The organism is Thalassolituus sp. LLYu03 (assembly GCF_050507655.1).
In the GTDB taxonomy this organism is placed as follows: Bacteria; Pseudomonadota; Gammaproteobacteria; order Pseudomonadales; family Oceanobacteraceae; genus Venatoribacter.
The window spans coordinates 1,382,630-1,403,001 of the sequence record NZ_CP191496.1; the positions used below are offsets into that span (position 1 = coordinate 1,382,630).

General features: G+C 56.9%; 20 protein-coding genes. 14 read left to right on the plus strand and 6 right to left on the minus strand.

Annotated features, from left to right (window positions below; genetic code table 11):
* The first annotated feature begins 68 nt into the window (after positions 1-68).
* Genes ACQUQU_RS06275 through dinG form a run of 3 tightly spaced genes read left to right on the plus strand, consistent with a single transcriptional unit; the run spans position 69 to position 4,319 of the window.
* Positions 69-1,574 (plus strand): AAA family ATPase, encoded by a 1,506-nt coding sequence (locus tag ACQUQU_RS06275; protein WP_430462392.1) that lies wholly within the window; start codon positions 69-71, stop codon positions 1,572-1,574.
* 1 nt (position 1,575) lies between these two features.
* Complete coding sequence (locus ACQUQU_RS06280; RefSeq protein ID WP_430462393.1) at positions 1,576-2,223, plus strand: general secretion pathway protein GspB; 648 nt, start codon at positions 1,576-1,578, stop codon at positions 2,221-2,223.
* 2 nt (positions 2,224-2,225) lie between these two features.
* The gene (gene dinG / locus ACQUQU_RS06285; RefSeq protein WP_430462394.1) at positions 2,226-4,319 is read left to right on the plus strand and encodes an ATP-dependent DNA helicase DinG; all 2,094 of its coding nucleotides are present in this window, start codon (positions 2,226-2,228) and stop codon (positions 4,317-4,319) included.
* Positions 4,320-4,390: 71 nt separating this feature from the next.
* Here dinG and ACQUQU_RS06290 read toward each other — a convergent pair whose 3' ends face one another.
* Together ACQUQU_RS06290 and ACQUQU_RS06295 are read right to left on the minus strand one after the other, a co-directional pair.
* On the minus strand, positions 4,391-5,668 hold the full coding sequence (locus ACQUQU_RS06290) for an alpha/beta fold hydrolase (RefSeq protein WP_430462395.1): 1,278 nt from the start codon (positions 5,666-5,668) through the stop codon (positions 4,391-4,393).
* Positions 5,669-5,857: 189 nt separating this feature from the next.
* Complete coding sequence (locus ACQUQU_RS06295; RefSeq protein WP_430462396.1) at positions 5,858-6,502, minus strand: hypothetical protein; 645 nt, start codon at positions 6,500-6,502, stop codon at positions 5,858-5,860.
* Positions 6,503-6,703: 201 nt separating this feature from the next.
* Between ACQUQU_RS06295 and ACQUQU_RS06300 the strand changes: the two genes are divergently transcribed.
* Positions 6,704-7,954: a lipoprotein-releasing ABC transporter permease subunit gene (locus ACQUQU_RS06300; protein ID WP_430462397.1), complete on the plus strand. Its 1,251-nt coding sequence runs from the start codon at positions 6,704-6,706 to the stop codon at positions 7,952-7,954.
* Positions 7,947-8,627: an ABC transporter ATP-binding protein gene (locus ACQUQU_RS06305; RefSeq protein ID WP_430462398.1), complete on the plus strand. Its 681-nt coding sequence runs from the start codon at positions 7,947-7,949 to the stop codon at positions 8,625-8,627. The genes ACQUQU_RS06300 and ACQUQU_RS06305 overlap by 8 nt, the downstream gene beginning before the upstream one ends.
* Positions 8,628-8,694: 67 nt before the next feature.
* On the opposite strand, the gene ACQUQU_RS06310 is transcribed toward ACQUQU_RS06305, so the two are convergent.
* Positions 8,695-9,243, minus strand: a complete 549-nt coding sequence (locus ACQUQU_RS06310) for a DUF2062 domain-containing protein (RefSeq protein ID WP_430462399.1) — start codon at positions 9,241-9,243, stop codon at positions 8,695-8,697.
* Positions 9,244-9,273: 30 nt separating this feature from the next.
* Positions 9,274-9,441 carry a hypothetical protein gene (locus tag ACQUQU_RS06315; protein ID WP_430463055.1) on the minus strand — a complete coding sequence of 56 codons (168 nt, stop codon included), beginning with the start codon at positions 9,439-9,441 and terminating at the stop codon, positions 9,274-9,276.
* Here ACQUQU_RS06315 and ACQUQU_RS06320 point away from each other — a divergent pair.
* The 8 genes from ACQUQU_RS06320 (at position 9,403) to murB (ending at position 17,158) form a co-directional block, all read left to right on the plus strand.
* Positions 9,403-11,568 (plus strand): DNA internalization-related competence protein ComEC/Rec2, encoded by a 2,166-nt coding sequence (locus tag ACQUQU_RS06320; protein ID WP_430463019.1) that lies wholly within the window; start codon positions 9,403-9,405, stop codon positions 11,566-11,568. The two genes, ACQUQU_RS06315 and ACQUQU_RS06320, sit on opposite strands and share 39 nt — an antisense overlap.
* Before the next feature lie 102 nt (positions 11,569-11,670).
* Positions 11,671-12,303, plus strand: coding sequence for a MotA/TolQ/ExbB proton channel family protein (locus ACQUQU_RS06325; RefSeq protein WP_430462400.1), 633 nt, complete (start codon positions 11,671-11,673; stop codon positions 12,301-12,303).
* Positions 12,304-12,726, plus strand: coding sequence for an ExbD/TolR family protein (locus ACQUQU_RS06330; RefSeq protein ID WP_430462401.1), 423 nt, complete (start codon positions 12,304-12,306; stop codon positions 12,724-12,726). It begins immediately after the preceding gene.
* A 3-nt stretch (positions 12,727-12,729) separates the two neighbouring features.
* The gene (msbA, locus tag ACQUQU_RS06335; RefSeq protein ID WP_430462402.1) at positions 12,730-14,469 is read left to right on the plus strand and encodes a lipid A export permease/ATP-binding protein MsbA; all 1,740 of its coding nucleotides are present in this window, start codon (positions 12,730-12,732) and stop codon (positions 14,467-14,469) included.
* Positions 14,470-14,476: 7 nt separating this feature from the next.
* Positions 14,477-15,439: a tetraacyldisaccharide 4'-kinase gene (lpxK, locus tag ACQUQU_RS06340; RefSeq protein WP_430462403.1), complete on the plus strand. Its 963-nt coding sequence runs from the start codon at positions 14,477-14,479 to the stop codon at positions 15,437-15,439.
* Positions 15,440-15,452: 13 nt separating this feature from the next.
* Positions 15,453-15,662, plus strand: a complete 210-nt coding sequence (locus ACQUQU_RS06345; protein ID WP_430462404.1) for a Trm112 family protein — start codon at positions 15,453-15,455, stop codon at positions 15,660-15,662.
* A 6-nt stretch (positions 15,663-15,668) separates the two neighbouring features.
* Entirely contained in the window at positions 15,669-16,148 is a 480-nt protein-coding gene (locus ACQUQU_RS06350; RefSeq protein WP_430462405.1) for a low molecular weight protein-tyrosine-phosphatase, read from the plus strand.
* Positions 16,145-17,158 (plus strand): UDP-N-acetylmuramate dehydrogenase, encoded by a 1,014-nt coding sequence (gene murB, locus ACQUQU_RS06355; protein ID WP_430462406.1) that lies wholly within the window; start codon positions 16,145-16,147, stop codon positions 17,156-17,158. The genes ACQUQU_RS06350 and murB overlap by 4 nt, the downstream gene beginning before the upstream one ends.
* A gap of 152 nt (positions 17,159-17,310) precedes the next feature.
* Here murB and ACQUQU_RS06360 read toward each other — a convergent pair whose 3' ends face one another.
* Together ACQUQU_RS06360 and ACQUQU_RS06365 are read right to left on the minus strand one after the other, a co-directional pair.
* On the minus strand, positions 17,311-18,042 hold the full coding sequence (locus ACQUQU_RS06360; RefSeq protein ID WP_430462407.1) for a UDP-2,3-diacylglucosamine diphosphatase: 732 nt from the start codon (positions 18,040-18,042) through the stop codon (positions 17,311-17,313).
* Entirely contained in the window at positions 18,042-18,539 is a 498-nt protein-coding gene (locus tag ACQUQU_RS06365) for a peptidylprolyl isomerase (RefSeq protein ID WP_430462408.1), read from the minus strand. Before ACQUQU_RS06365 ends, ACQUQU_RS06360 begins: the two co-directional genes overlap by 1 nt.
* 154 nt (positions 18,540-18,693) lie before the next feature.
* Between ACQUQU_RS06365 and ACQUQU_RS06370 the strand changes: the two genes are divergently transcribed.
* The gene (locus tag ACQUQU_RS06370; RefSeq protein WP_430462409.1) at positions 18,694-20,364 is read left to right on the plus strand and encodes a glutamine--tRNA ligase/YqeY domain fusion protein; all 1,671 of its coding nucleotides are present in this window, start codon (positions 18,694-18,696) and stop codon (positions 20,362-20,364) included.
* The last annotated feature ends 8 nt before the right edge of the window (positions 20,365-20,372 follow it).

A 20,372-nucleotide genomic window follows, 5' to 3' on the forward strand; every position in this document is an offset into this window, starting at 1 on the left:
ACCTTCTGCGGCCGGCTTAAAAATCCGTTATGATTCGGCCCTTATTTCGCAGGGCCTGATTTCCCGCCATGTATCTCGACTACTTCGGTTTCAAGCGTTTTCCGTTTTCGATCGCTCCTGATCCGGATTTTCTGTTTCCGTCCCGCGGACATCAGGAAGCGTTGGCGCATCTGCAATACGCGCTCAGCGGGCATGGTGGACTGATTTGTCTGACGGGTGAGGTCGGTACCGGTAAAACCACGCTCTGCCGGCGTTTTCTGGCCTCTGTGCCGGACACGGTACGTACGGCGTATGTGTTTAATCCTCAGCTGACGTCTGCCGAATTACTGCAGAGCCTGTGCGATGAGCTGGGGTTTGCATGCCCGCCTTCTTCTTCGCTTCGCGATTTATACCGTTACCTTAATGAAGGTCTGCTTGAAGCATACGCTCAGGGTCATCAGGTCATCTGTGTGATTGATGAAGCGCAGGCGATGCCGGCGGAATTGCTGGAGCAGGTTCGTCTGCTCACCAATCTGGAAACCGGACAGGCCAAATTACTCACCCTGATTCTGGTCGGCCAGCCGGAGCTGCGCGACGTGCTGATGCGTCACGATTTGCGTCAGCTGAATCAGCGCATTACCGCCCGTTACCACCTGAGCCATCTGTCGCTGCAGGAAACCGCCGACTACCTCAATTACCGCGCCGTCCAGGCCGGTGGTCGCGCCGGCCTGTTTTCGTCGACCGCCATCAGGCGGCTGTGGAAGGCAGCCAAGGGCGTCCCCCGCATTATCAATACGCTGGCCGACCGTGCGCTGCTGGGCGCCTACGCGCGTGAAAAAGCCTCAGTTGATCTGGGTCTGATCAAAGGAGCCGAGCGTGAGGTGCTGGGAACGCATAAACCGGCGACGCCACGCCGTGACCCTGCGGCCGGCAATCCTCTGGGCAGCTTCTGGTTTGCGCTGAGTGTGCTGCTGGCCGTGACTCTGACGGCCATTCTGTTGAAGCCGATTCAGGGGTTGTTGCCGTCTGCGTTGTCATCATTGTTGCCGTCTGAATCAGGCACTGGCTTGTTTGCCGATTCGGACAAACAGCTGCCCGTTTCACAGCTGGCCACTGGGTTGGGGCAGCCTGATGTTCGCGACTGCCAGCAGCTGCGCGATGGCTGGCGTTGCCTCTGGCTCGACTGGCCGCTCAGCCGCCTGGATGCAACCGGGTTGACCTACGTTAAAGCCGTGCGGGCAGGGGACGGCAGTCAGTACTGGACGGGCAATAGCGATATGTCGGCGGCTTATCTTGGTCAGGCGCTGATGCTCTGGCGTGCGCCGGAGGGCTACGATGCGTCACTTATCCGGCCCGGCGACTCGCACGCGGTGGTCGCCTGGGTCCGCACCCAGCTTAACGCTGAGTGGCCGTCAGACTGGCAAATGATTGGTCCCGGTGGTCAGGGACAGACGCCGGATACGCGTTATTATGATCCGCTGCTGGCCATGAAAGTGGCGGAGTTTCAGCAGCAACAGGGGCTTACACCCGACAAAATTCTGGGGCCACAAACCCTGTTGTATCTGAGCAAACAGCGGCCGACAGGAGTCCGGTGATATGTCGTACATTCTGGATGCCCTGAAAAAATCGGAACAGGAGCGGGCGGCGGCCAACACGTCGGTCGCACAGGCGCTGGCGCAGCCGCAGATTGTGCAGGCGGCATTGCCGGTCTGGCTGATGCCTGTGCTGGTCATGCTGGTATTGCTGCTGGTCGCCGCCCTGATTCTGAACGCACTGCCGCAGCATGAGCCGGTTGCGCCAGCAGATGTCGCTCCGGTGGCTGAGGTGGCTGTGATGAGCCCGCAGCCGGAAATATCTGCGCAGCAACCCGTGCCGGCTGAAGCCCCGGATCTGACGTCAGCACCTGTCCCGGTGCCGATCCCGGAGCCGGCAAGTGCAACGGCCGCCGACAGTCGCGCTGAGCCGCCAGCCGCTGCTGAGCGTCTTTCTCCGGCTGGCGATGCGCGCACGATGCCACCGCTGGAGGCGTTGCGCCGTATCCCGCAGCTGATGATCAACAGTCATATTTACAGCCCGGTGGCCGACAAACGCAGCGTTGTTATGAATAACCGCGAGTGGGCTGAAGGCAGCTGGCTGGCCGAGGGCGTATTACTCAAAGAAATTACACCGGATGGCATCCTGCTGGATGTAGAAGGTTGGCCAGTGCACGTTGGCCGCAGTAAAGGTTGGCAGGCCATTCCCTGATTATGCTGAATAAAGAAACCAAAGAGCGCATTCAGGCGCTGTACCGCGAATGCATCAAGGCGCTGGGGCTCAAACCGCGTCTTGGTCAGCGCGTTATGATCGCAGAAATTGCCAAGAGTCTTGGCGCCGTTCACGAAGACGAAAAAGGTGCCCGCGACAATCAGGCGGGCATTGCGGTGGTCGAAGCCGGAACCGGTACCGGTAAAACACTGGCGTATCTGCTGGCTGCCTTGCCGGTGGCGATTGAAAAAGAAAAGAAGCTGCTGGTCTCGACCGCTACTGTGGCGCTGCAGGAGCAGATTCTGGATAAGGACCTGCCGAATCTTAAGAAAACCATTTCCATGCCGTTTAATTTCGCTCTGGCGAAAGGCCGCGGTCGTTACCTGTGTCTGCTGAAACTCGATAAAGCCCTGCAGCATTTATCCGGCTTATTGTCGACGGTCGACTTATTTGAACAAAGCCCGGAGGAAAAAGACCGGGAATTGTTTGAAGGTCTGCTGATGAAATACGGCTCGGGACAGTGGGATGGTGACCGTGACCGTTTACCGGAAGAAATTGAAGACAGTCAGTGGTCACATCTGACGGCAACTCACCGCGAGTGTTCGAATCGCCGCTGTCCGCATTTTCAGAATTGTGCTTTTTATAAAGCGCGCAGCGCTATGGAAGAAGCCGACGTCATCGTCGCAAACCACGACCTGGTGCTGGCCGATTTATCTCTGGGGGGCGGTGCCGTTCTGCCCGCGCCGGATAAAACCATTTATGTGTTCGACGAAGGTCACCATCTGGCCGATAAGGCGCTGAATCACTTCCGCCTGGAAGCGGGTGTCAGAGCGCAACGGCAGTGGCTGCAGCAGCTGGAAAAGGGCATTGAACAATTTGTCTCGGCGGCAGGCATTCCGCATGGCCTGATGCATTCGCTGAGTGAAGCGCCGCAGAATATCCGCGACGTCCTGCAGGCCATCAATCTGGTCTGGCCGCTGGTGATGGACATGATGGGTGATCAGGAGAAATTGCGCTTTGAAGACGGTGTGATGCCGGAAAACCTGCGCCAATTGCTGATCAATATGAAAAGCCCGCTGCAATCTCTGCTGATGTGTCTGGATAAATTGAATGACATGCTGCAGAAATCCCTCGACCCGAAAGAAGACAGTGATTTTACCCGGGATGTGGCCGAAGCCTGGCAGGCGCCAATGGGCATTATGCTGGCCCGCGCCGAGCAGTTGTCCGAGGCTTTGTCCTGGTTGTGCGCACAGGAGGCGGAAGGCGCATTGCCGGTGGCGCGGTGGCTGAGCAAGGTGCCTTTTGGTGACAGCTGGGATATCCGCATGAGTGCATCGCCGATTGCGGTGGCGGATCAGTTACGTAAAAACCTATGGAGTCGTTGCTATGGTGCGGTGGTTACCTCGGCAACGCTGACGGCATTAAACAGTTTTGGAAAATTAAGCTGGGAAACCGGCTTGCCGGAATGGGCAACTTACGAGCGGGTGATGAGTCCGTTTAATTATCCGGAATTGGGTGAGCTGCAGCCGGTGTCGCTGGCGTCCGATCCGAAGAGTGATCAGTTTCAGGGCGATGTTGAAGCCTGGCTGAAAAAAGAAATCGATCTTTCCCGTGGTACGCTCATTCTGTTCAGCTCCCGCGCTCAGCTGGAAGCCACGCGGGATACCTTTCTCAGTGACTGGTACGACCAGTTGTTGTGTCAGGGATTTTTACCCAAAGCCGAAATTGTCCGCCGCCATAAAGAACGGATCGACGCCGGGCAGGGCAGTATTATTTTTGGTCTCGCCAGTTTTGCCGAAGGTATCGACTTGCCGGGTAACTACGTGACCCACGTGGTGATTGTAAAAATTCCGTTCGCAGTGCCGGATGATCCGATTCAGGCAGCGATCAGTGAATGGCTGGAAAGCCGGGGACGAAACCCGTTTATGGAGCTGACACTGCCGGCAGCGTCCATTCGTCTGGTACAGGCCTGTGGTCGTCTGATCCGCACAGAGTCTGATCATGGCCGCATCAGTATTCTCGACAAGCGTTTGTTGTCGCACCGGTATGGCAAATTGCTGTTAGACAGTCTGCCGCCGTTCCGCCGCATTTCCTGAGTCTGCTTCCTGCGTTATTCAGCAATAAAAAAAGCCCGGATAATCCGGGCTTTTTTTATTTGCGTGCAGAATCAGGCGAGCTGTTCCTGCAGGGTTTCCGGAGCGGTTTCGCGCACCATCAGGACATTACCTTCGAGGTAGCTGAGTAACTGATCGGCATGTTTCAGATCGCGCTGAATGATCAGACAGCGCATGACCTTGCGTTCGCGCTCCAGCACGCGCACGTGGTAGCGGCATCCAGTTTCCGGAATGCTCAGCCACAGATCGCCTGAGCTTTCGGACAGGCTCAGATCCACATGAGTCTGCTCCAGTTCGCAACCGGCGAAGTTGATGTTGTTGATGCGCACAATGTGGGTTTTGCCTGTGCTTTCATCGGTCAGCTCGTAAGGTTGAGCGAGCGGGCGCTGACGGCTCTGCAGACGCTGGTCCGCTTTGTCGTACGCCACAGGGTCGAAAATTTCTGTGCCTTCGACGTTGTCGACACGGTCACCGCACATAAAGCGGTGGAACAGGGTGCTGGTCGCTTCTTTGCGCTCGAACTGCGCCAGGTGGTCGGCATTGTGCACGACGGCAAAGGTGGCGTTGGCACACTGGCGGGCCACGGCGGCGTTCTCTGATGGCAGGGTGAAGTTATCGTATTCACCTGTGGCGATCAGTGTCGGGCAAGCCGGGAAACCATCGAAGCCCGGGAAATCCAGCAGGCGTTGCGTATTCTGTGCGTAGCGCTGACGCTCGTTTTCAGTCAGGCGGGCGATCTGACGGAACAGCAGGCGACGGTAGGTCGGGCTGACCTCGGTTTCGTTCAGGCGGTTGTGATTGATCAGGTTACACACCGCGGTCGCTGCGAATCCTTCCATGTCGCCTTTGGCCAGCAACGACAGCGAATCTTCGAGCAGGGTGATCAGGCTTTCGCGGCGGAAGCAGGTGATACCCGACAGCAGCAGGCGTTCCACTTTTTCCGGGTAGCGGGTTGCGAACAGGGTCGCCATGGCCGAACCATAGCTGATGCCCAGCATGATCACTTTTGGCAATTCGAAGGCATCGCAGAAATCGGCAACCAGATCGGCGTAGTCAGGTAGTGACAGCTCGGGAGCCAGCTGGTCGTTACTGCCCTGTGAAGGAAAGTCGGCCAGAATGATCGGGTGCGTAGCAATCACCAGTTCCACTTCAGCGCGGAATGACGAAAAGCTCTGGAAGGCACCGCCAAGGAAAACAACCGGGGATTTGTGCAGGTTCTCAGGCAGTGAAAACGCCTGATACTGAACTTTGTATTGTCCTTTCGCAGTGGACAGCAAATGCACCAGCGGCTCAGCGCGCAGTGCGGCGACGGAGAAGGTAGAGAACTGCATGGCGGAAGTCTCTTTTTATTCTTATAGTTCGATCGACTCTACCCCATTTATAGACAAATTGCCACAGATGTATGTTTTCTCGCTGACGACTGGCGCGATTTGAAAACTCAGGTTTTTCAAGGGCTTCTGGCGGGTGGCGGGCAGTAGTGGGTGGCCGGATTGGATAATTGAACCCGTCCGGCCTGAGAGTTATTGCTGAGGCAGGTTCAGGGTGAAGGTGATCTGGGATGGCGTAACGTTCACCTGATATTCGCCACCGGGTGTCTGGAAATTCTGCGTCTGATAATTGCCCGAATTGGGAATGCTGATGGAGAACTGCCCGGGGGTGATCGCAGAGCTCACGCCCGCCGGTGGCGTGGTGTTGGTGACCACATCCGTCGGGAATGACAGGTTGTTGTAGTCGATCGGTGTACCGGGTTCGAGTCCGAGCACCTGACGCAGGGTTTCTTCACGCTGGGCCTGACTGGGGTCGACCACAGTAAAGTTGTAGCTCGACTGAACGGCCAGTTCGTTGGCGATGGTTTCGGCCTGATAGCTGTCGCTGCTGACACCGCCGCTGCCAGTCGCCTGACTGCTGTTCAGGTTTTCCCCTTCGTTGTAGCCCTGTTCCAGCGGTTTGATGGTTACCGTGCGTTGTCTGCTCTGTCCCTCATCGTCTTTCCCTTCTTTTTTGCGCACGATGACGGTGGTGTCGCGGATGTAGGCTTCGGTCATTTCTTCGGCCGGAATCTCCCGGATTTCTGCGTTAATGCCGGGTGCTGTGAGCAGGGCAGTTGCTGCAAGGGCGCAGGACAAACCATGGCTGAGTGGCAGGCGGTGACGATATCTGAACATGATGGGCTCCGGACTTTTGCGGAAGTTTGTAGCAGCATAGGTGATTCAGTCATGGTCAGCTGAGGCAGTTTACGCCACCTTTGCACGGAGTTTTCTGTTCGGGCCGGGGATTCATTTGCCGCTCAGCGGGTCTGAACGGTCGCAAAAAACGGGGATGTCGGGCACACTAGCGCCGGCACAGGACCTGCTGTTAAGGATGTCATGAAAACCACCGGATACCCGCTGCCGCTTTGGATTGGTCTGCGTTACCTCGCAGCCAAACGGCGCAACAATTTTATTTCCTTTATTTCCGCTTCGTCGATGATCGGTATGACCCTTGGGGTTGCGGTACTGATTCTCGTGCTGTCGGTGATGAACGGCTTCGACCGCGAACTGCGTGAGCGCATTCTGGGGATGGTACCTCACGGTGTGATCTACGAACGCGGCGGCATTAATGACTGGCAGTCACTCGCCGCTGAGGTAGAGCAGATGCCGGGGGTCGAGGCGACGGCGCCGCTGACGCGTTTGCAAGGCATGATGGGCTATGGCGGTCGTGTGCAGGGCGTGATGGTGACCGGTATTGATCCGGAGGCCGAGCAGCGAGTCTCGATTTTGCCGCAGCATATGAAAGAAGGTGATGTCAGCGCGCTGACGGATGGCAGCTTCGGCGTTCTGCTGGGCGATCTGCTGGCCCAGCATCTGGGAGTGGATGTGGGCGATAAAATTACGCTCATGCTGCCCGAAGCCACGTTATCGCCCGCCGGTGTTCTGCCGCGCATCAAACGTCTGACCGTGGCGGGTATTTTCTCTGTTGGTGCTGAGCTTGATGCCAATCTGGCGGTGGTGAATCTGGAAGATGCGCGCAAACTCGGGCGACTGGACGCGCAGGCTCAGGCTCTGCGGGTGAAGTTCAACAACCTGTTCGATGCGCCGTCCGGTATCTGGCGCATCATCAATCAGCTCGACGGCTATTACAGCGGCAGCGACTGGACCCGCACACACGGCAATTTGTTTCAGGCCATCCGCATGGAGAAAACCATGATTGGCCTGCTGCTGCTGATTATTGTTGCGGTCGCGGCGTTCAACATTATTTCCACGCTGGTGATGGTGGTGACCGACAAGCAGGCGGATATCGCGATTCTGCGTACCATGGGCGCAAGCCCGGGTACCATTATGCGCATCTTCATGGTGCAGGGGCTGGCGATTGGTCTGGTGGGTGTGGTGCTTGGCACTGTGCTTGGCGTCATTGGCGCGCTGACCATTTCCGATCTCGTTGCCTGGCTTGAGCATCTGTTCGGCTTCAAAATTCTGAGTGCCGATGTGTACTTTATTTCCTACCTGCCATCGCAATTGCTGGGAGAGGACGTTGCACTGGTCACAACGGCTTCGCTGGTGCTGAGTTTTCTGGCCACACTATACCCATCCTGGCGTGCTTCCCGCGTGCAGCCTGCGGAGGCCCTGCGTTATGAGTAATACCGTTCTGAAAGCCTGTGGGCTGAGTAAAAGTTACACCTCCGGACCGCAGCAAGTGACGGTCTGGTCGGGTGTGGATGTGGAAATCCGTAAGGGCGAAACACTGGCCATTATCGGCGCTTCGGGGTCCGGCAAAACCACGCTGCTGAATGTGCTTGGCGGTCTGGATACCATGGATGAGGGCAAGGTGATCATTGCCGGGCAGGATCTGTCGACCCTGTCCGAGGCGGCGCGCACGCGTCTGCGTAATCAGCAGGTGGGTTTTGTGTATCAGTTTCATCACCTGCTGCCCGAGTTTTCTGCGCTTGAGAACGTGATGATGCCGCTGATACTGGCCGGTAAGAATCACAAAGAAGCCGCTGTACGCGCGCGGGAATGTCTGGCGCTGCTGGGGCTCGAACACCGGGTGGATCACAAACCGTCGGAGTTGTCCGGTGGTGAGCGCCAGCGCACGGCGATTGCCCGCGCCTTGGCCAATAAGCCGGCTTTGGTATTAATGGATGAGCCGACCGGAAACCTCGATGAATCCACCGCCCGTCAGGTTGAAAATGCCATGCTGACCTTAACCGAAGGCTCTGAGACGGCGTTTATTATGGTGACCCACGATCAGGCGCTGGCCGCGCGCATGGGACGGCGGCTGCATCTGCGGGATCAGGCGTTGCACGAGGTATAAGCGCAACGCATAAAAAAACCGGGGAAACCCGGTTTTTTTATGCGTTCTGACAGGCAGTGGCCTTCTGTCAGACGCCGCTTTCTTCGCTGTCAGCGGCGCGTTTCAGGCGACTCAGCTGACGCTTGCGCCAGTTGTTGTACACATGGCGGCGCCACGCGATCTGAATCCCTACGTAGGAAATAAGCCCAAAAACTACCCCGGCGGTGAGCGAGCCAACAAACAGCGGCTCCCAGATATTGCCCAGCTCGTTCAGTACCCAGTCGACCGACAATTCGATATTAAATTGGCTGGTTGGCGTATTGAGCATCCAGGTGCCGAGGCGGTAGGTTGCATAGAAGATAGGCGGCATGGTGAACGGGTTGGTAATCCACACCAGTCCGACCGAAATGGGCACGTTGGCATTGGCGTAAAACGCAATAAAGGCTGCGATACCCATCTGGAATGGCAGCGGCAGGAAAGCGCAGAACATGCCGACCAGAAAGGCACGGGCCACGGAGCGGCGATTCACGTGCCACAGATTGGGTTTAGCAAACAGTGGGGACAGCAGACGCAGGGACGGGTTGTTTTTAACCTGCTCCGGCGATGGGAAAAACTTTTGTAAAAACTTTTTAGGCATGCACATCGCCAGCTGTTTACCGCCGGCGGATTATGCCGATTCTGCCAGGGAGTGGCAATGCGTCTTGGGTTTATATCCGCAGCGGCTGGTGTAGTCGCGGGTAGTCTGTTTCATATTCACGAAACCCTGTTGCTGACGGCGGCTGTCGGGTTGCTCGCGTTGCTTGTCAGACGGCTGGCGAGGGTCAGAGACGTTCATGTGTTCCCCCGCGCCTGGCTGCTTCTGTTGTTCTTTCTGTTGGGTGAGGTCTGGGGTGCTGGCTGGACACACTGGCAGTTATCTCACCGTCTGCCGTCCGCTCTGGATGGCAGCAGCTGGCAGCTGAAGGGGCTAATCCGTTCGCTGCGCGCCACCGGATCGGGCGTGCGGGTTCTGCTGGATATCGAATCCTCTGAGCCTCTTGCAGGCATGCGACGGGTGCAGCTGAACTGGCGCGATGCTCCGTCACTCACTCCGGGAATGCGGATGTCTGTGCAGGCAAAGCTCAGGGCGCCGCGCAGTTTTGCCAATGGCTTGCCCTTTGATTACGAGGCATTTCTTCTGTCGGAAGGCATCGACGCGACGGGGTACGTCAGAGGCAGCACGGTACTGGATGATTCAGGGGATTTTCGGCGGGACAGTATTCTGGCTGCGGCCACTCAGCCATTAACACCCGACAGCCGGTCTTGGGTTGCTGGTCTGGTGTTCGGTCAGCAGGACGCCTTCAGTACGGATCAGTGGCGCCTAGCTGCCCGCACCGGCACTTTGCATTTGCTGGTCGTCAGTGGCCTGCATGTTGGGTTGATCGGCCTGATGGCTTATTGGCTGGCGCGGTTTTTTCGATCCTTGCTGGCGCTGCGTGGTCATGGCATCCGGGGCGTGCAGTGGGTGTCGATCGGGATCATGCTCCTGCTGACCGGATTGTACGTCTGGCTTGCCGGTGCCGGCGTGTCGCTGCAGAGGGCATGGCTGATGCTTGCGGTCTGGCTGGGGTTATCGTCCGGGCGCTGGCGACCAGATACGCTGACCACGCTGTGCGTCGCGCTTCTGGCCGTGCTCTTGGTTAACCCCCTCATCTGGACCCGCCCGGGCTTCAGTTATTCGTTTGTGGCGGCGGCCGCTTTGATTGCCGCCTTCAGTGGCCGGGCCCGTTCGCCGCTGAGTGTCTGGCTGGCTCCGCAGTTGATGGTATTCATGGCCATGTTGCCGGTGTTGCTGTGGTGGGGGCAGGGCGCAGGGGTGTCGCACCTGCTGGCGAATATCCTGGCCATTCCCTTTGTCACTTTATTTTTGTTGCCATTGACCTTGCTGGTCGCGGCTTTGCCGCTTGTCGAGTTGCAGGCATTGCTGTCGGCGTCCGGGAATCTGTTCTGGCAGGGGCTTGGGCACATAGCGGATGCTCCGTTGCCCGCAGTCGTGCCTTTGTCAGCGAGCCTGTTGCTGCTGTGGTACGGACTTTTACTGCTGTTGTGGTTCGGTGTACCACGTCTCTTGTTCTGGCTGGTAATGAGCCTGATGCTGGCGGCGGCCTTTAGCGCGCGGCCTCAGGCAAAGGCCGAGGCCCGCATGCTGGATGTGGGGCAGGGGCAGGCGCTGCTATTTACCGATAGTGGTCATGCTCTGGTGTACGACACCGGACCACGCTTTTCGGACGCTTTCGATGCCGGCACCGGCATTGTTCTGCCAGTGTTGCGCCAGCTTGGCGTTGCGCAGCCGGATCTGGTGGTTGTCAGTCACTCGGATAACGACCACGCCGGCGGTCTGGCGCCCATGCTGAGCCTGTTGCATCAACAGCACGTGGCCACGCCGCGCATTCTGGTCGGTCAGGCACTGACTGATCTGAGCCTTTCCGGCATCAGTCAGGAACTTTGTCCGGAACAATCGGGCGAATGGCAGCCTGTCAGTGAGCATCTGAGCTTTCGTGTGTTTCCGATTTTTCCGGATGTGGCGGTCAGGGCCACCGACAATAATGCGTCCTGTCTGGTGCAGGTTCTCTGGTTCGGCCGGCGTTTCCTGCTGACCGGAGATATAGGCGCCGATGCCGAGCAGTGGTACGTCCGGCACTATGGCGCTGAGCTGATGTCAGATGTGCTGGTAATGCCGCATCACGGCAGCCGTTCGTCGGGCTCAGCGCTGTTTCTCAACGCTGTCAGGCCGTCTGAAGTCTGGATCAGCTCGGGTTATCACAACCGTTTCGGTCATCCGCATGGGGAGGTGACCGGGCGTCTCGATGCGCTGGGTATCCGCTGGCTGAATACCGCAACCTCCGGTGCCCTCATGCTGACGCCCGGCGAAGCAACGACGCGCGAGCGTCAGCAATGGCAACCTGTGTGGCGCGCGGAATAAAACTGTGCGCCGTGTCAGCAAACCGGGCGGAATCGGGTCTTATCTTGCCAACGGGCCTTGTGCTAGAGTACGGCGAAAATTTTACAGCAGGAGAAGCTGACAATGCTGGAAATCATCCAGAGCGGTGGTTGGATGATGGTGCCCATCATCATTTGTTCTGTACTGGCAGTGGGCATTACGTTTGAACGTTTCTGGACCCTGCGTCCGGATCAGATTGCGCCACGCGATCTGCTGGCCCGTGTCTGGGGCTGGATGAAAAACAATCAGCTGGACGCTTCCCGCATTAAAGAACTGCGTGCTACCAGTCCACTGGGACGAGTGCTGGCCGCGGGTCTGATCAATTCCCGTCATGGTCGCCAGATCATGAAAGAAAGCATCGAAGAAGTTGCCTCCCACGAAATCCATGACATGGAACGCTACCTCAATGCACTGGGTACGGTCGCGGCCGTAGCACCTCTGATGGGGCTGCTGGGCACCGTATTCGGCATGATTCAGGTGTTCTCTGAAATCATGACCCAGGGCACCGGCCAGGCGAATGCGTTGGCGGGTGGTATTTCAGAAGCCCTGATCACCACCGCAGCCGGTCTGATCGTTGGTATTCCGGCGCTGATTGCGCACCGTTCACTGCAACGCCGGGTGGATGAAATTGTGGTGTATATGGAACAGGAAGCCATCAAACTGGTGGATGTTCTGCAAGGTGATCGTGAAGTCGCGGATTCTGCAGAGGCTGACTAAGTGAATTTCAAACGACAGAGCCGCGAAGAGGTTTCGGTCAACCTGACACCGCTGATCGACATTGTCTTTCTGCTGTTGATTTTCTTTATGGTGTCGACCACCTTTACCAAGGAAAATCACCTCAGCATTGACCTGCCGGAAGCGAGTGCAGAACCGTCAGAGAATCCGCCGCAGGCCATCGAAATTCTGATTTCTGCCCGCGGTGAGTACAGCGTGAATGATCAGATTCTGATTAATCACCAGCTGGACACCTTAAAGCGCGGTTTGCAAAAAGCGCTGGCCGGTCGTCAGACCGCGCCTGTGGTTATTACTGCGGATGCCAAAACACCGCATGAAGCTGTTGTTCGGGCCATGGATGCGGCAGGGCAGCTGGGATTGGTAAATCTCAGCATCACCACGCGTCAGCCGGGAAAAAGCGAATAAGTCATGAACCCTGAAACTTCCATCAGACGTCTTTACGGACGTCTGCTGACCTATGTGTGGCCCCATAAAGGGGCTTTTCTTATGGCCATTTTTGGCTTCGTTGTCTTTGCGACAGCGGCGCCAGCCATGTCTCATCTGATGGGTGTTGTTGAAGATACCCTTAAGAATCCAACACAGGAAAAAATCACCGTTCTGGTGCTGATGCTGGTCGGGATTTTCTTTTACCGCGGTATCGGTACTTTTTTGGGCAAATTTTTTATTGCTGTGGTGGGGCGCAACGTGGTGCACAGCCTGCGCACCGAACTGTTTAATAAAATGACCCGTTTACCGAGTCACTATTACGATTCTGAATCCAGCGGTCGTCTTATTTCCCGCGTTATTTTCGACGTTGATCAGGTAACCGGTGCCTCAACGCGCGCGCTGACAACGGTTGTGCAGGAAGGCATGACCATCGTCGGTCTGATGGCGTATCTGATTTACCTGGACCCCAGCCTGACGCTTATTTTTCTGGTGTTAGTGCCGATTATTGGTGTGGTGGTTGGTTTTGCCAGCCGCTTTTTCCGTCGTTACAGCCGGCGTATTCAGAAAGCCATGGGCGAAGTCACTCAGGTGACCAATGAAAGCATTAACGGATATCGTGAAGTCCGTACCTTCGGCGCCACCGAATACGAACAGAAACGCTTCGCCGCAGCCTCGGAATACAACCGCAAGCAGTCACTGAAATTCGGTCTGACAGACGCCATTAACGTACCGCTGAACCAGCAGATTATTGCTCTGGGTCTTGGTGTGATGGTGTATCTGATGTTCGGGCGCGTGGCCGCCGGAGCCATGACCAGTGCTGAATTCCTGCAGTTTATGACGGCGGCTTCGCTGATTGCCAAGCCACTGCGTTCATTGACCGACATTAACGGTGTTATTCAGAAGGGAATGACGGCGGCGGAGTCGATTTTCTCAGTGCTCGATGCCGATCAGGAACCCGACAACGGCAAAAAAGAGCTGGCCCGCGCCAGTGGTCATGTGACGTTTGATAACGTCCGCTTCCGCTATGCCGGCGCCGAAAGTGAAGCGTTGAAAGGCATTTCTCTGGATGTCACTCCGGGCACGTCAGTGGCTTTTGTTGGCCGCTCCGGTTCCGGCAAGACCACGCTGGTGAATCTGATTCCGCGTTTTTACGAAGCGACCGGTGGCCGTATTCTGCTGGACGGTGACGATATCCGCGATCTGACGCTGGCCAGTCTGCGCAGTCAGATTGCCATTGTCAGCCAGCAGGTCACGCTGTTTAACGGTTCTATCCGCGACAACATTGCCTATGGTGCGCTGGCCGGTTGTTCGGACGACGAGGTACTGGCGGCGGCCAGAGCGGCGCACGCGGATGAATTTATCCGCCGTCTGCCGCAGGGCTATGACACTCAGGTGGGCGAGGATGGTGTTCTTCTCTCAGGCGGTCAGCGTCAGCGCATTGCGATTGCCCGGGCGATTCTGAAAAACGCGCCGATCCTGATTCTGGATGAAGCCACCTCCGCGTTGGATACCGAATCAGAGCGTCATATTCAGGCGGCGATGGAAGAAGTGATGAAAGGCCGGACCACCTTCGTTATTGCGCACCGCCTGAGCACCATTGAAGGGGCCGACCGGATCGTGTTGATTGATCAGGGAAATGTGGCGGAAGACGGTTCACACGCCAGCCTGATTGAGCAGAAGGGCATGTACGCTCAGCTGCACCAGATTCAGTTCAGCGAGTAGGCGGCTCATGGGGCTCGCCCGGCAGATTGAGAAAAACTGGTATGGCCGTGTGCTGGGTAACGCCTGGCTGCTGCCGCTGGTGCCTCTGGTCTGGCTGGTCGTGACGCTAAAACGCCGCCGCTTTCTCAGAAACCCACCGGCGGCTTCTGCCATTCCGGTTGTTGTCGTCGGAAATATTACGGTCGGCGGCACCGGCAAAACCCCATTGATCACGTATCTGGTTGCCCGTGCACGCGCGCTGGGTTTTAACCCGGCCATTGTCAGTCGTGGTTATGGCGGTAACGGCCAGTATCCCTTGCTGGTCAACGATGAAACGCCGGTCAGTGCGTGTGGCGATGAGCCTAAATTATTGGCCAGCCGCCTGAATTGCCCTGTGGCGGTGGATCCTCAGCGGGCCCGTGCGGTTGCTGAGCTGGCGGGGAAAGCCGATCTGATTTTCAGTGATGACGGTCTGCAGCATTACGCCATGGCGCGCCAGCGGGAAATTGTGGTGGTGGATGCGTCCCGCGGTTTTGGTAACGGCTGGCTGCTGCCGGCCGGACCTCTGCGTGAGCCGGTAAGTCGTATCGACAGTGTCGATCTGGTGCTGGCCAATGGTCGTGATTTCCGTGTCAGTGCGACGGCGCTGGTGAATGCAAAAACCGGTGAGGTCTGTGATCTTGCCACACTCAACAACACCACAGTGCATGCGGTATCGGGCATCGGAAACCCGCAACGCTTTTACGATACGCTGACTGAGCTGGGTGCACGGGTCGTTGCTCACGCCTTTCCTGATCATCATGCCTTTGCTGAGCAGGATTTTGATTTTCCGCAGGCATCCGCGGGCATGGTCGTCATGACCGAAAAAGATTGGGTAAAATGCCGTTCATTCGCACAACCGGACTGGTGGTATCTGGCCGTTGATGCGCAGCCGGCAGCACAGGCAGCGGCGCGAATTGATGAGCTGCTGCTGTCTCTGAAACGTTTTTGAAAAGGTAATTCTTATGGATAAACAACTCCTCAGCATGCTGGTATGCCCGCTGTGCAAAGGCAAACTCAAACTAGATAAAGACGCTCAGGAACTGCTCTGCACCTTTGACGGACTGGCTTTTCCTCTGCGCGATGGTGTGCCGGTCATGCTGGAAGGCGAAGCCCGCCGCATGAGCGAAGAAGAGAAACTGGAAAAAGCCCAGAAAGCAGCGGCGGCCGAATAAGCCGCTATGATCCGCGTTCTGTTTGTTTGCCTCGGCAACATCTGCCGCTCACCCACGGCGCATGGTGTGTTGCTGAGCAAAATCCGCGAGCGGCGTCTGCAGTCCCGCGTTGAGGTGGATTCCGCCGGTACAGCGGCGTGGCACACAGGTAAGGCGCCGGATCCGCGTTCTCAGCAAGCGGCAGCCGGTCGCGGCTATGATTTGTCAGCGCTGCGTGCCCGTCAGGCGGTTGCGGATGATTTTCGCCACTTCGATTACGTGCTGGCGATGGATGAAGAAAATCTCCTTAACCTCAATCGCCTGTACCCGGGTGAAGGTCCTGAACCCGAATTATTCCTGCAGCGTTTTGGCCGTCGTTTTAATGTCCGGGAAGTGCCGGATCCTTACTACGGTGGCGATACCGGCTTTCAGCATGTACTGGATCTGATTGAAGATGCCTGTGATGGATTGCTCGACGATATCGAAGACAGGCTTAAGCGCGCATGATTCATAATGCCGATCTCCGCTCACTGAACACGTTACGCCTGCCGGGCGTGGCGGATGCGTTTGCTTCGTTTGCTTCCGTTTCCGAGTTGCTGACCCTGCTGGATGACGCCGAGCGCCTCGGTCTGGGCATTAAAGTGCTGGGTGGTGGCAGCAATGTGCTGCTCGCCGGAGATATCCATGCGCTGGTGATTCAGTCGGCCATGACCAGAGTGCAGGTACTCAGTCAGACCGATGCGGTTGTCCGTGTGGCAGTCGATGCCGGCAAGGTCTGGCATGACTGGGTGGTCGAGAGTATTGCCTGCGGTCATGGTCTGGAGAATCTGGCGTTAATTCCCGGCTCGGTCGGGGCGGCTCCCGTTCAGAACATCGGCGCCTATGGCGTCGAAGTGGCGCAATGTCTGGAGTCTGTCGTCGGCCTGCAGCTCAGTACGCGGCAGTTGCGGGTGTTATCGGCCGGAGAATGTGGATTTGGCTATCGCGATTCGGTATTCAAGCGTGAGCTAAGCCGGGATTTCGTGATTTTGCGCGTGGTTTTCCGCCTGCAGCGGGTCTTTCAGCCTGAGCTTTCGTATGGTCCTTTGCGTCAGTGGGCAGACAATATGAAAGCGGAGTCGTCGGACGTCACGCCGGCTGCTCTGATTCGCGAAGTCTGCGCCATCCGCAGCAGCAAATTACCGTCTCCGGCCGAAATTCCGAACGCCGGATCCTTTTTCAAGAATCCGGTGGTGCCCACACACATGGGGCAGGCGCTGAAAGCGCGCTACCCCGCATTGCCGGTTTATCCCCAGGCCGATGGCTCGTTTAAATTGGCCGCGGGCTGGCTGATTGAGCAGGCGGGCTGGAAAGGCAAGTGGTTGGGTAATGCCGGTATGCATACTGAGCAGGCGCTGGTGCTGGTGACCAATGGTCAGGCCAGTTACGGCGATGTGACGGCGCTGAAAGATGCGGTAATCCGCGATGTCGCAGAGCGCTTTGCGGTCGTTCTTGAACCGGAGCCGCAGCCATTCTGATTTGGCTGATCTGATTGAGCCGTTTCACTCAACGAGTGCAGATTGGCCAGTGCTGGCGTTGCTCAGGTCGTTGGCAGTGCCGGGGTCAGGGGATAGCGGCATGCGTTGCCGTCAGAAAAGCGGGCTCCGGTCGGGCGACCGGAGCCTGTGGTTCAGGCGCCGAGCGGAAACTCACTCAGTTCCAGACCATTTTCATCGCTGTACCGTATCATCCAGCCGCTGCTGTCTGACCAGTCGCCCAGAACGAGACGACGGTAGTCTTTGCCATGTTCAGACCACTGATGATCCGCCGGACGGTGGGTATGGCCATGAATCAGGGTGCTGACACCGGCTTCGTCCATCACGCGAACCACTTCTGCCGCCGTAACGTCCATGATCTCGGCGCTTTTCATCTGCTGACCGCTCTGACTCTCGCTGCGCACCTGACGGGCGAAAGCGATGCGTTCCTCCAATGATTTGGCGAGGAAGCCTTCCTGCCATTGCACACTTCTGAACATGCCGCGGATTTTCATGTACTCGACGTCCTGAGTGCACAGGCTGTCGCCATGCATCAGCAGCACCGGCTCTTCACCCAGCGTCACCACTGTCGGGTCTTCCAGCAGGGTGGCGCCGGTCTGTTCGCAGAAGCGCTGGCCGAGCAGAAAGTCGCGGTTGCCGTGCATGATAAACAGCTGGGTGCCGCGCTCGCTCAGGGCTTTCAGGGCGGAACGGATGGCATCCACAAACGGATGCTCAAAGTCGTCACCCATCCACACTTCAAAGAAGTCGCCGAGAATGTACAGCTCGTCGGTGTCCTGGAGGTTCTGCAGGAATTGCAAAAAGCCCTGAGCCATGGCCGGGCGGCCAGGCTCAAGATGCAGGTCGGAGATGAAGCAGATGCTCATCAGGCAATGATTTCCGCTTTTTCGATAATCACATCTTCAACCGGCACGTCCTGATGGCCCATGCGGGTGGTGGTGCGAACACCCTTGATGCGGTTTACCACGTCCATGCCTTCAACCACTTCACCGAATACAGCGTAACCCCAGCCTTGAGTTGTTTTGCTGGTGTGGTTCAGGAAGCTGTTGTCGGATACGTTGATGAAGAACTGGGCGCTCGCAGAGTGCGGATCCATGGTGCGGGCCATTGCGAGGGTGCCGACTTTGTTCTGCAGGCCGTTATCGGCTTCGTTCTCGATCGGGTCTTCGGTTTCTTTCTTCTGGCCCATGCCAGGCTCAAAACCGCCGCCCTGAATCATGAAACCGTCGATCACGCGGTGGAAGATCACGCCGTCGTAAAAGCCTTTCTTCACATAGCTTTCGAAGTTGGCAGCGGTTTTCGGCGCTTTCTCGTGGTTCAGTTCGATTTTGATGTCACCAAAGTTGGTTTTCAGCAGGATCATGTAAGGCCTCAGTCTTTGAAATCGAGTATCCCGGAACGGGATTGGATGCGTATAATAGCCGCTTTTTCGCGCGCCTGCAGTGCCGCGAACCATTGCCTCAACACTGGCTCATGACACAGCCAGAACTGACGGTGTTCAACAGAATCGGACGGTTATGACAGACTCAATCGCTACCAGTCACAATTTTATTGCCAAAATCATTCAGGAAGATCTGGCCAACGGCAAGGTAACCCGTGTAGTTACCCGTTTCCCTCCAGAGCCAAACGGCTATCTGCACGTGGGGCATGCCAAATCCATCTGCTTAAACTTCGGCGTTGCTGAACAGTTTGGCGGTGTCTGTAATCTGCGGTTCGACGATACCAACCCGGAAAAAGAGAATCAGGAATACATCGACGCGATTCAGGACGACGTACGCTGGCTGGGTTTTCAGTGGGATGGCGATGTGCGCTACGCCTCCAGCTACTTCGATCAGCTGCACGCCTGGGCGATTCACCTGATCAAAGAAGGCAAGGCGTACGTTTGTGACCTGAGTCCTGAGCAGGCGCGTGAATATCGCGGCTCCCTGACCGAAGCGGGCAAAGACAGCCCGTTCCGCAGCCGTTCAGTCGAAGAAAACCTGGCGCTGTTTGAGCGTATGCGTGCCGGTAAGTTTGATGAAGGTGCCTGTGTGTTGCGTGCGCGCATCGATATGGCCTCGCCGAACATGAACCTGCGCGACCCGATTCTGTACCGCATCCGTAAGGCCCATCACCATCAGACCGGTGACAAGTGGTGTATTTACCCGACCTACGATTTTACCCATGGGCAGTCGGATGCCCTTGAAGGCGTGACGCACTCGGTGTGTACGCTGGAATTTGAAGACCACAAGCCGCTGTATGAATGGTTTATTGCCAATCTGCCGGTGCCGGCGCAGCCAAAACAGTACGAATTTGGCCGTCTGAATCTGGACTACACCGTCACCTCCAAGCGTAAGCTGAAGTCGCTGGTCGACAATCATGTGGTGTCTGGCTGGGATGATCCGCGTATGCCAACCATTTCTGGTATGCGTCGTCGCGGTTTTACGCCGAATTCCATCCGTAATTTCTGTGACATGATCGGTGTGACCCGCAGCGATGGCATGGTGGAAATCTCCATGCTGGAACACGCGCTGCGTGATGACCTGAACAAAAATGCGCCACGCGCCATGGCGGTTCTGAATCCACTGAAAGTGGTGATCGAGAACCTGCCGGAAGGGCATCTGGAACAACTGAACGCGGAATACCATCCGGATCTGGATCTGGGCGGTCGCGATATGCCGTTCACCCGTGAGCTCTACATTGATCAGGCTGACTTCAAAGAAGAGTACAGCAAGAAGTTCAAGAAGAAGTTCACCCCCGGCAACCGTATTCGTCTGCGTCACTCTTACGTGATTGAAGCCACCGGCTACGAAAAAGACGACGCTGGTAATGTCACTCTGGTACGGGCCAATCTGATTGAAGGCACGCTGGGTACGGATCCGGCTGACGACATCAAGCCAAAAGGCGTGGTTCATTGGGTGTCCGCTTCTCATGCCGTTGAAGCCGAGCTGCGCCTGTATGAGCGTCTGTTCACGCACCAGACTCCGGATAAAACCGACGGCGATTTTATGGACTTCGTGAATACCGATTCGCTGAGCGTTGTTACCGCCTGGGTTGAGCCTGCGCTGGCGCAGGTGGCTGCTGAGTCTAATTTCCAGTTTGAGCGTGAAGGTTATTACGTGGCGGACCGTCGCGATCACGCCGCAGGTAAGCCGGTTTTCAACCTGACCATTGGTCTGCGTGAAGATAAATCCCTGACACAGGATTAAGGAACCCA

What these genes read in the sequence shown, in the direction of transcription:
- lpxK (WP_430462403.1), top strand. Translation starts at nt 14,477, where the DNA reads ATGGGGCTCGCCCGGCAGATTGAGAAAAACTGGTATGGCCGTGTGCTG.
- ACQUQU_RS06275 (WP_430462392.1), top strand. Translation starts at nt 69, where the DNA reads ATGTATCTCGACTACTTCGGTTTCAAGCGTTTTCCGTTTTCGATCGCT.
- murB (WP_430462406.1), top strand. Translation starts at nt 16,145, where the DNA reads ATGATTCATAATGCCGATCTCCGCTCACTGAACACGTTACGCCTGCCG.
- ACQUQU_RS06370 (WP_430462409.1), top strand. Translation starts at nt 18,694, where the DNA reads ATGACAGACTCAATCGCTACCAGTCACAATTTTATTGCCAAAATCATT.
- ACQUQU_RS06295 (WP_430462396.1), bottom strand. Translation starts at nt 6,502, where the DNA reads ATGTTCAGATATCGTCACCGCCTGCCACTCAGCCATGGTTTGTCCTGC.
- ACQUQU_RS06280 (WP_430462393.1), top strand. Translation starts at nt 1,576, where the DNA reads ATGTCGTACATTCTGGATGCCCTGAAAAAATCGGAACAGGAGCGGGCG.
- ACQUQU_RS06345 (WP_430462404.1), top strand. Translation starts at nt 15,453, where the DNA reads ATGGATAAACAACTCCTCAGCATGCTGGTATGCCCGCTGTGCAAAGGC.
- ACQUQU_RS06300 (WP_430462397.1), top strand. Translation starts at nt 6,704, where the DNA reads ATGAAAACCACCGGATACCCGCTGCCGCTTTGGATTGGTCTGCGTTAC.
- ACQUQU_RS06365 (WP_430462408.1), bottom strand. Translation starts at nt 18,539, where the DNA reads ATGATCCTGCTGAAAACCAACTTTGGTGACATCAAAATCGAACTGAAC.
- ACQUQU_RS06310 (WP_430462399.1), bottom strand. Translation starts at nt 9,243, where the DNA reads ATGCCTAAAAAGTTTTTACAAAAGTTTTTCCCATCGCCGGAGCAGGTT.
- dinG (WP_430462394.1), top strand. Translation starts at nt 2,226, where the DNA reads ATGCTGAATAAAGAAACCAAAGAGCGCATTCAGGCGCTGTACCGCGAA.
- ACQUQU_RS06360 (WP_430462407.1), bottom strand. Translation starts at nt 18,042, where the DNA reads ATGAGCATCTGCTTCATCTCCGACCTGCATCTTGAGCCTGGCCGCCCG.
- ACQUQU_RS06290 (WP_430462395.1), bottom strand. Translation starts at nt 5,668, where the DNA reads ATGCAGTTCTCTACCTTCTCCGTCGCCGCACTGCGCGCTGAGCCGCTG.
- ACQUQU_RS06350 (WP_430462405.1), top strand. Translation starts at nt 15,669, where the DNA reads ATGATCCGCGTTCTGTTTGTTTGCCTCGGCAACATCTGCCGCTCACCC.
- ACQUQU_RS06325 (WP_430462400.1), top strand. Translation starts at nt 11,671, where the DNA reads ATGCTGGAAATCATCCAGAGCGGTGGTTGGATGATGGTGCCCATCATC.
- msbA (WP_430462402.1), top strand. Translation starts at nt 12,730, where the DNA reads ATGAACCCTGAAACTTCCATCAGACGTCTTTACGGACGTCTGCTGACC.
- ACQUQU_RS06315 (WP_430463055.1), bottom strand. Translation starts at nt 9,441, where the DNA reads ATGAACGTCTCTGACCCTCGCCAGCCGTCTGACAAGCAACGCGAGCAA.
- ACQUQU_RS06305 (WP_430462398.1), top strand. Translation starts at nt 7,947, where the DNA reads ATGAGTAATACCGTTCTGAAAGCCTGTGGGCTGAGTAAAAGTTACACC.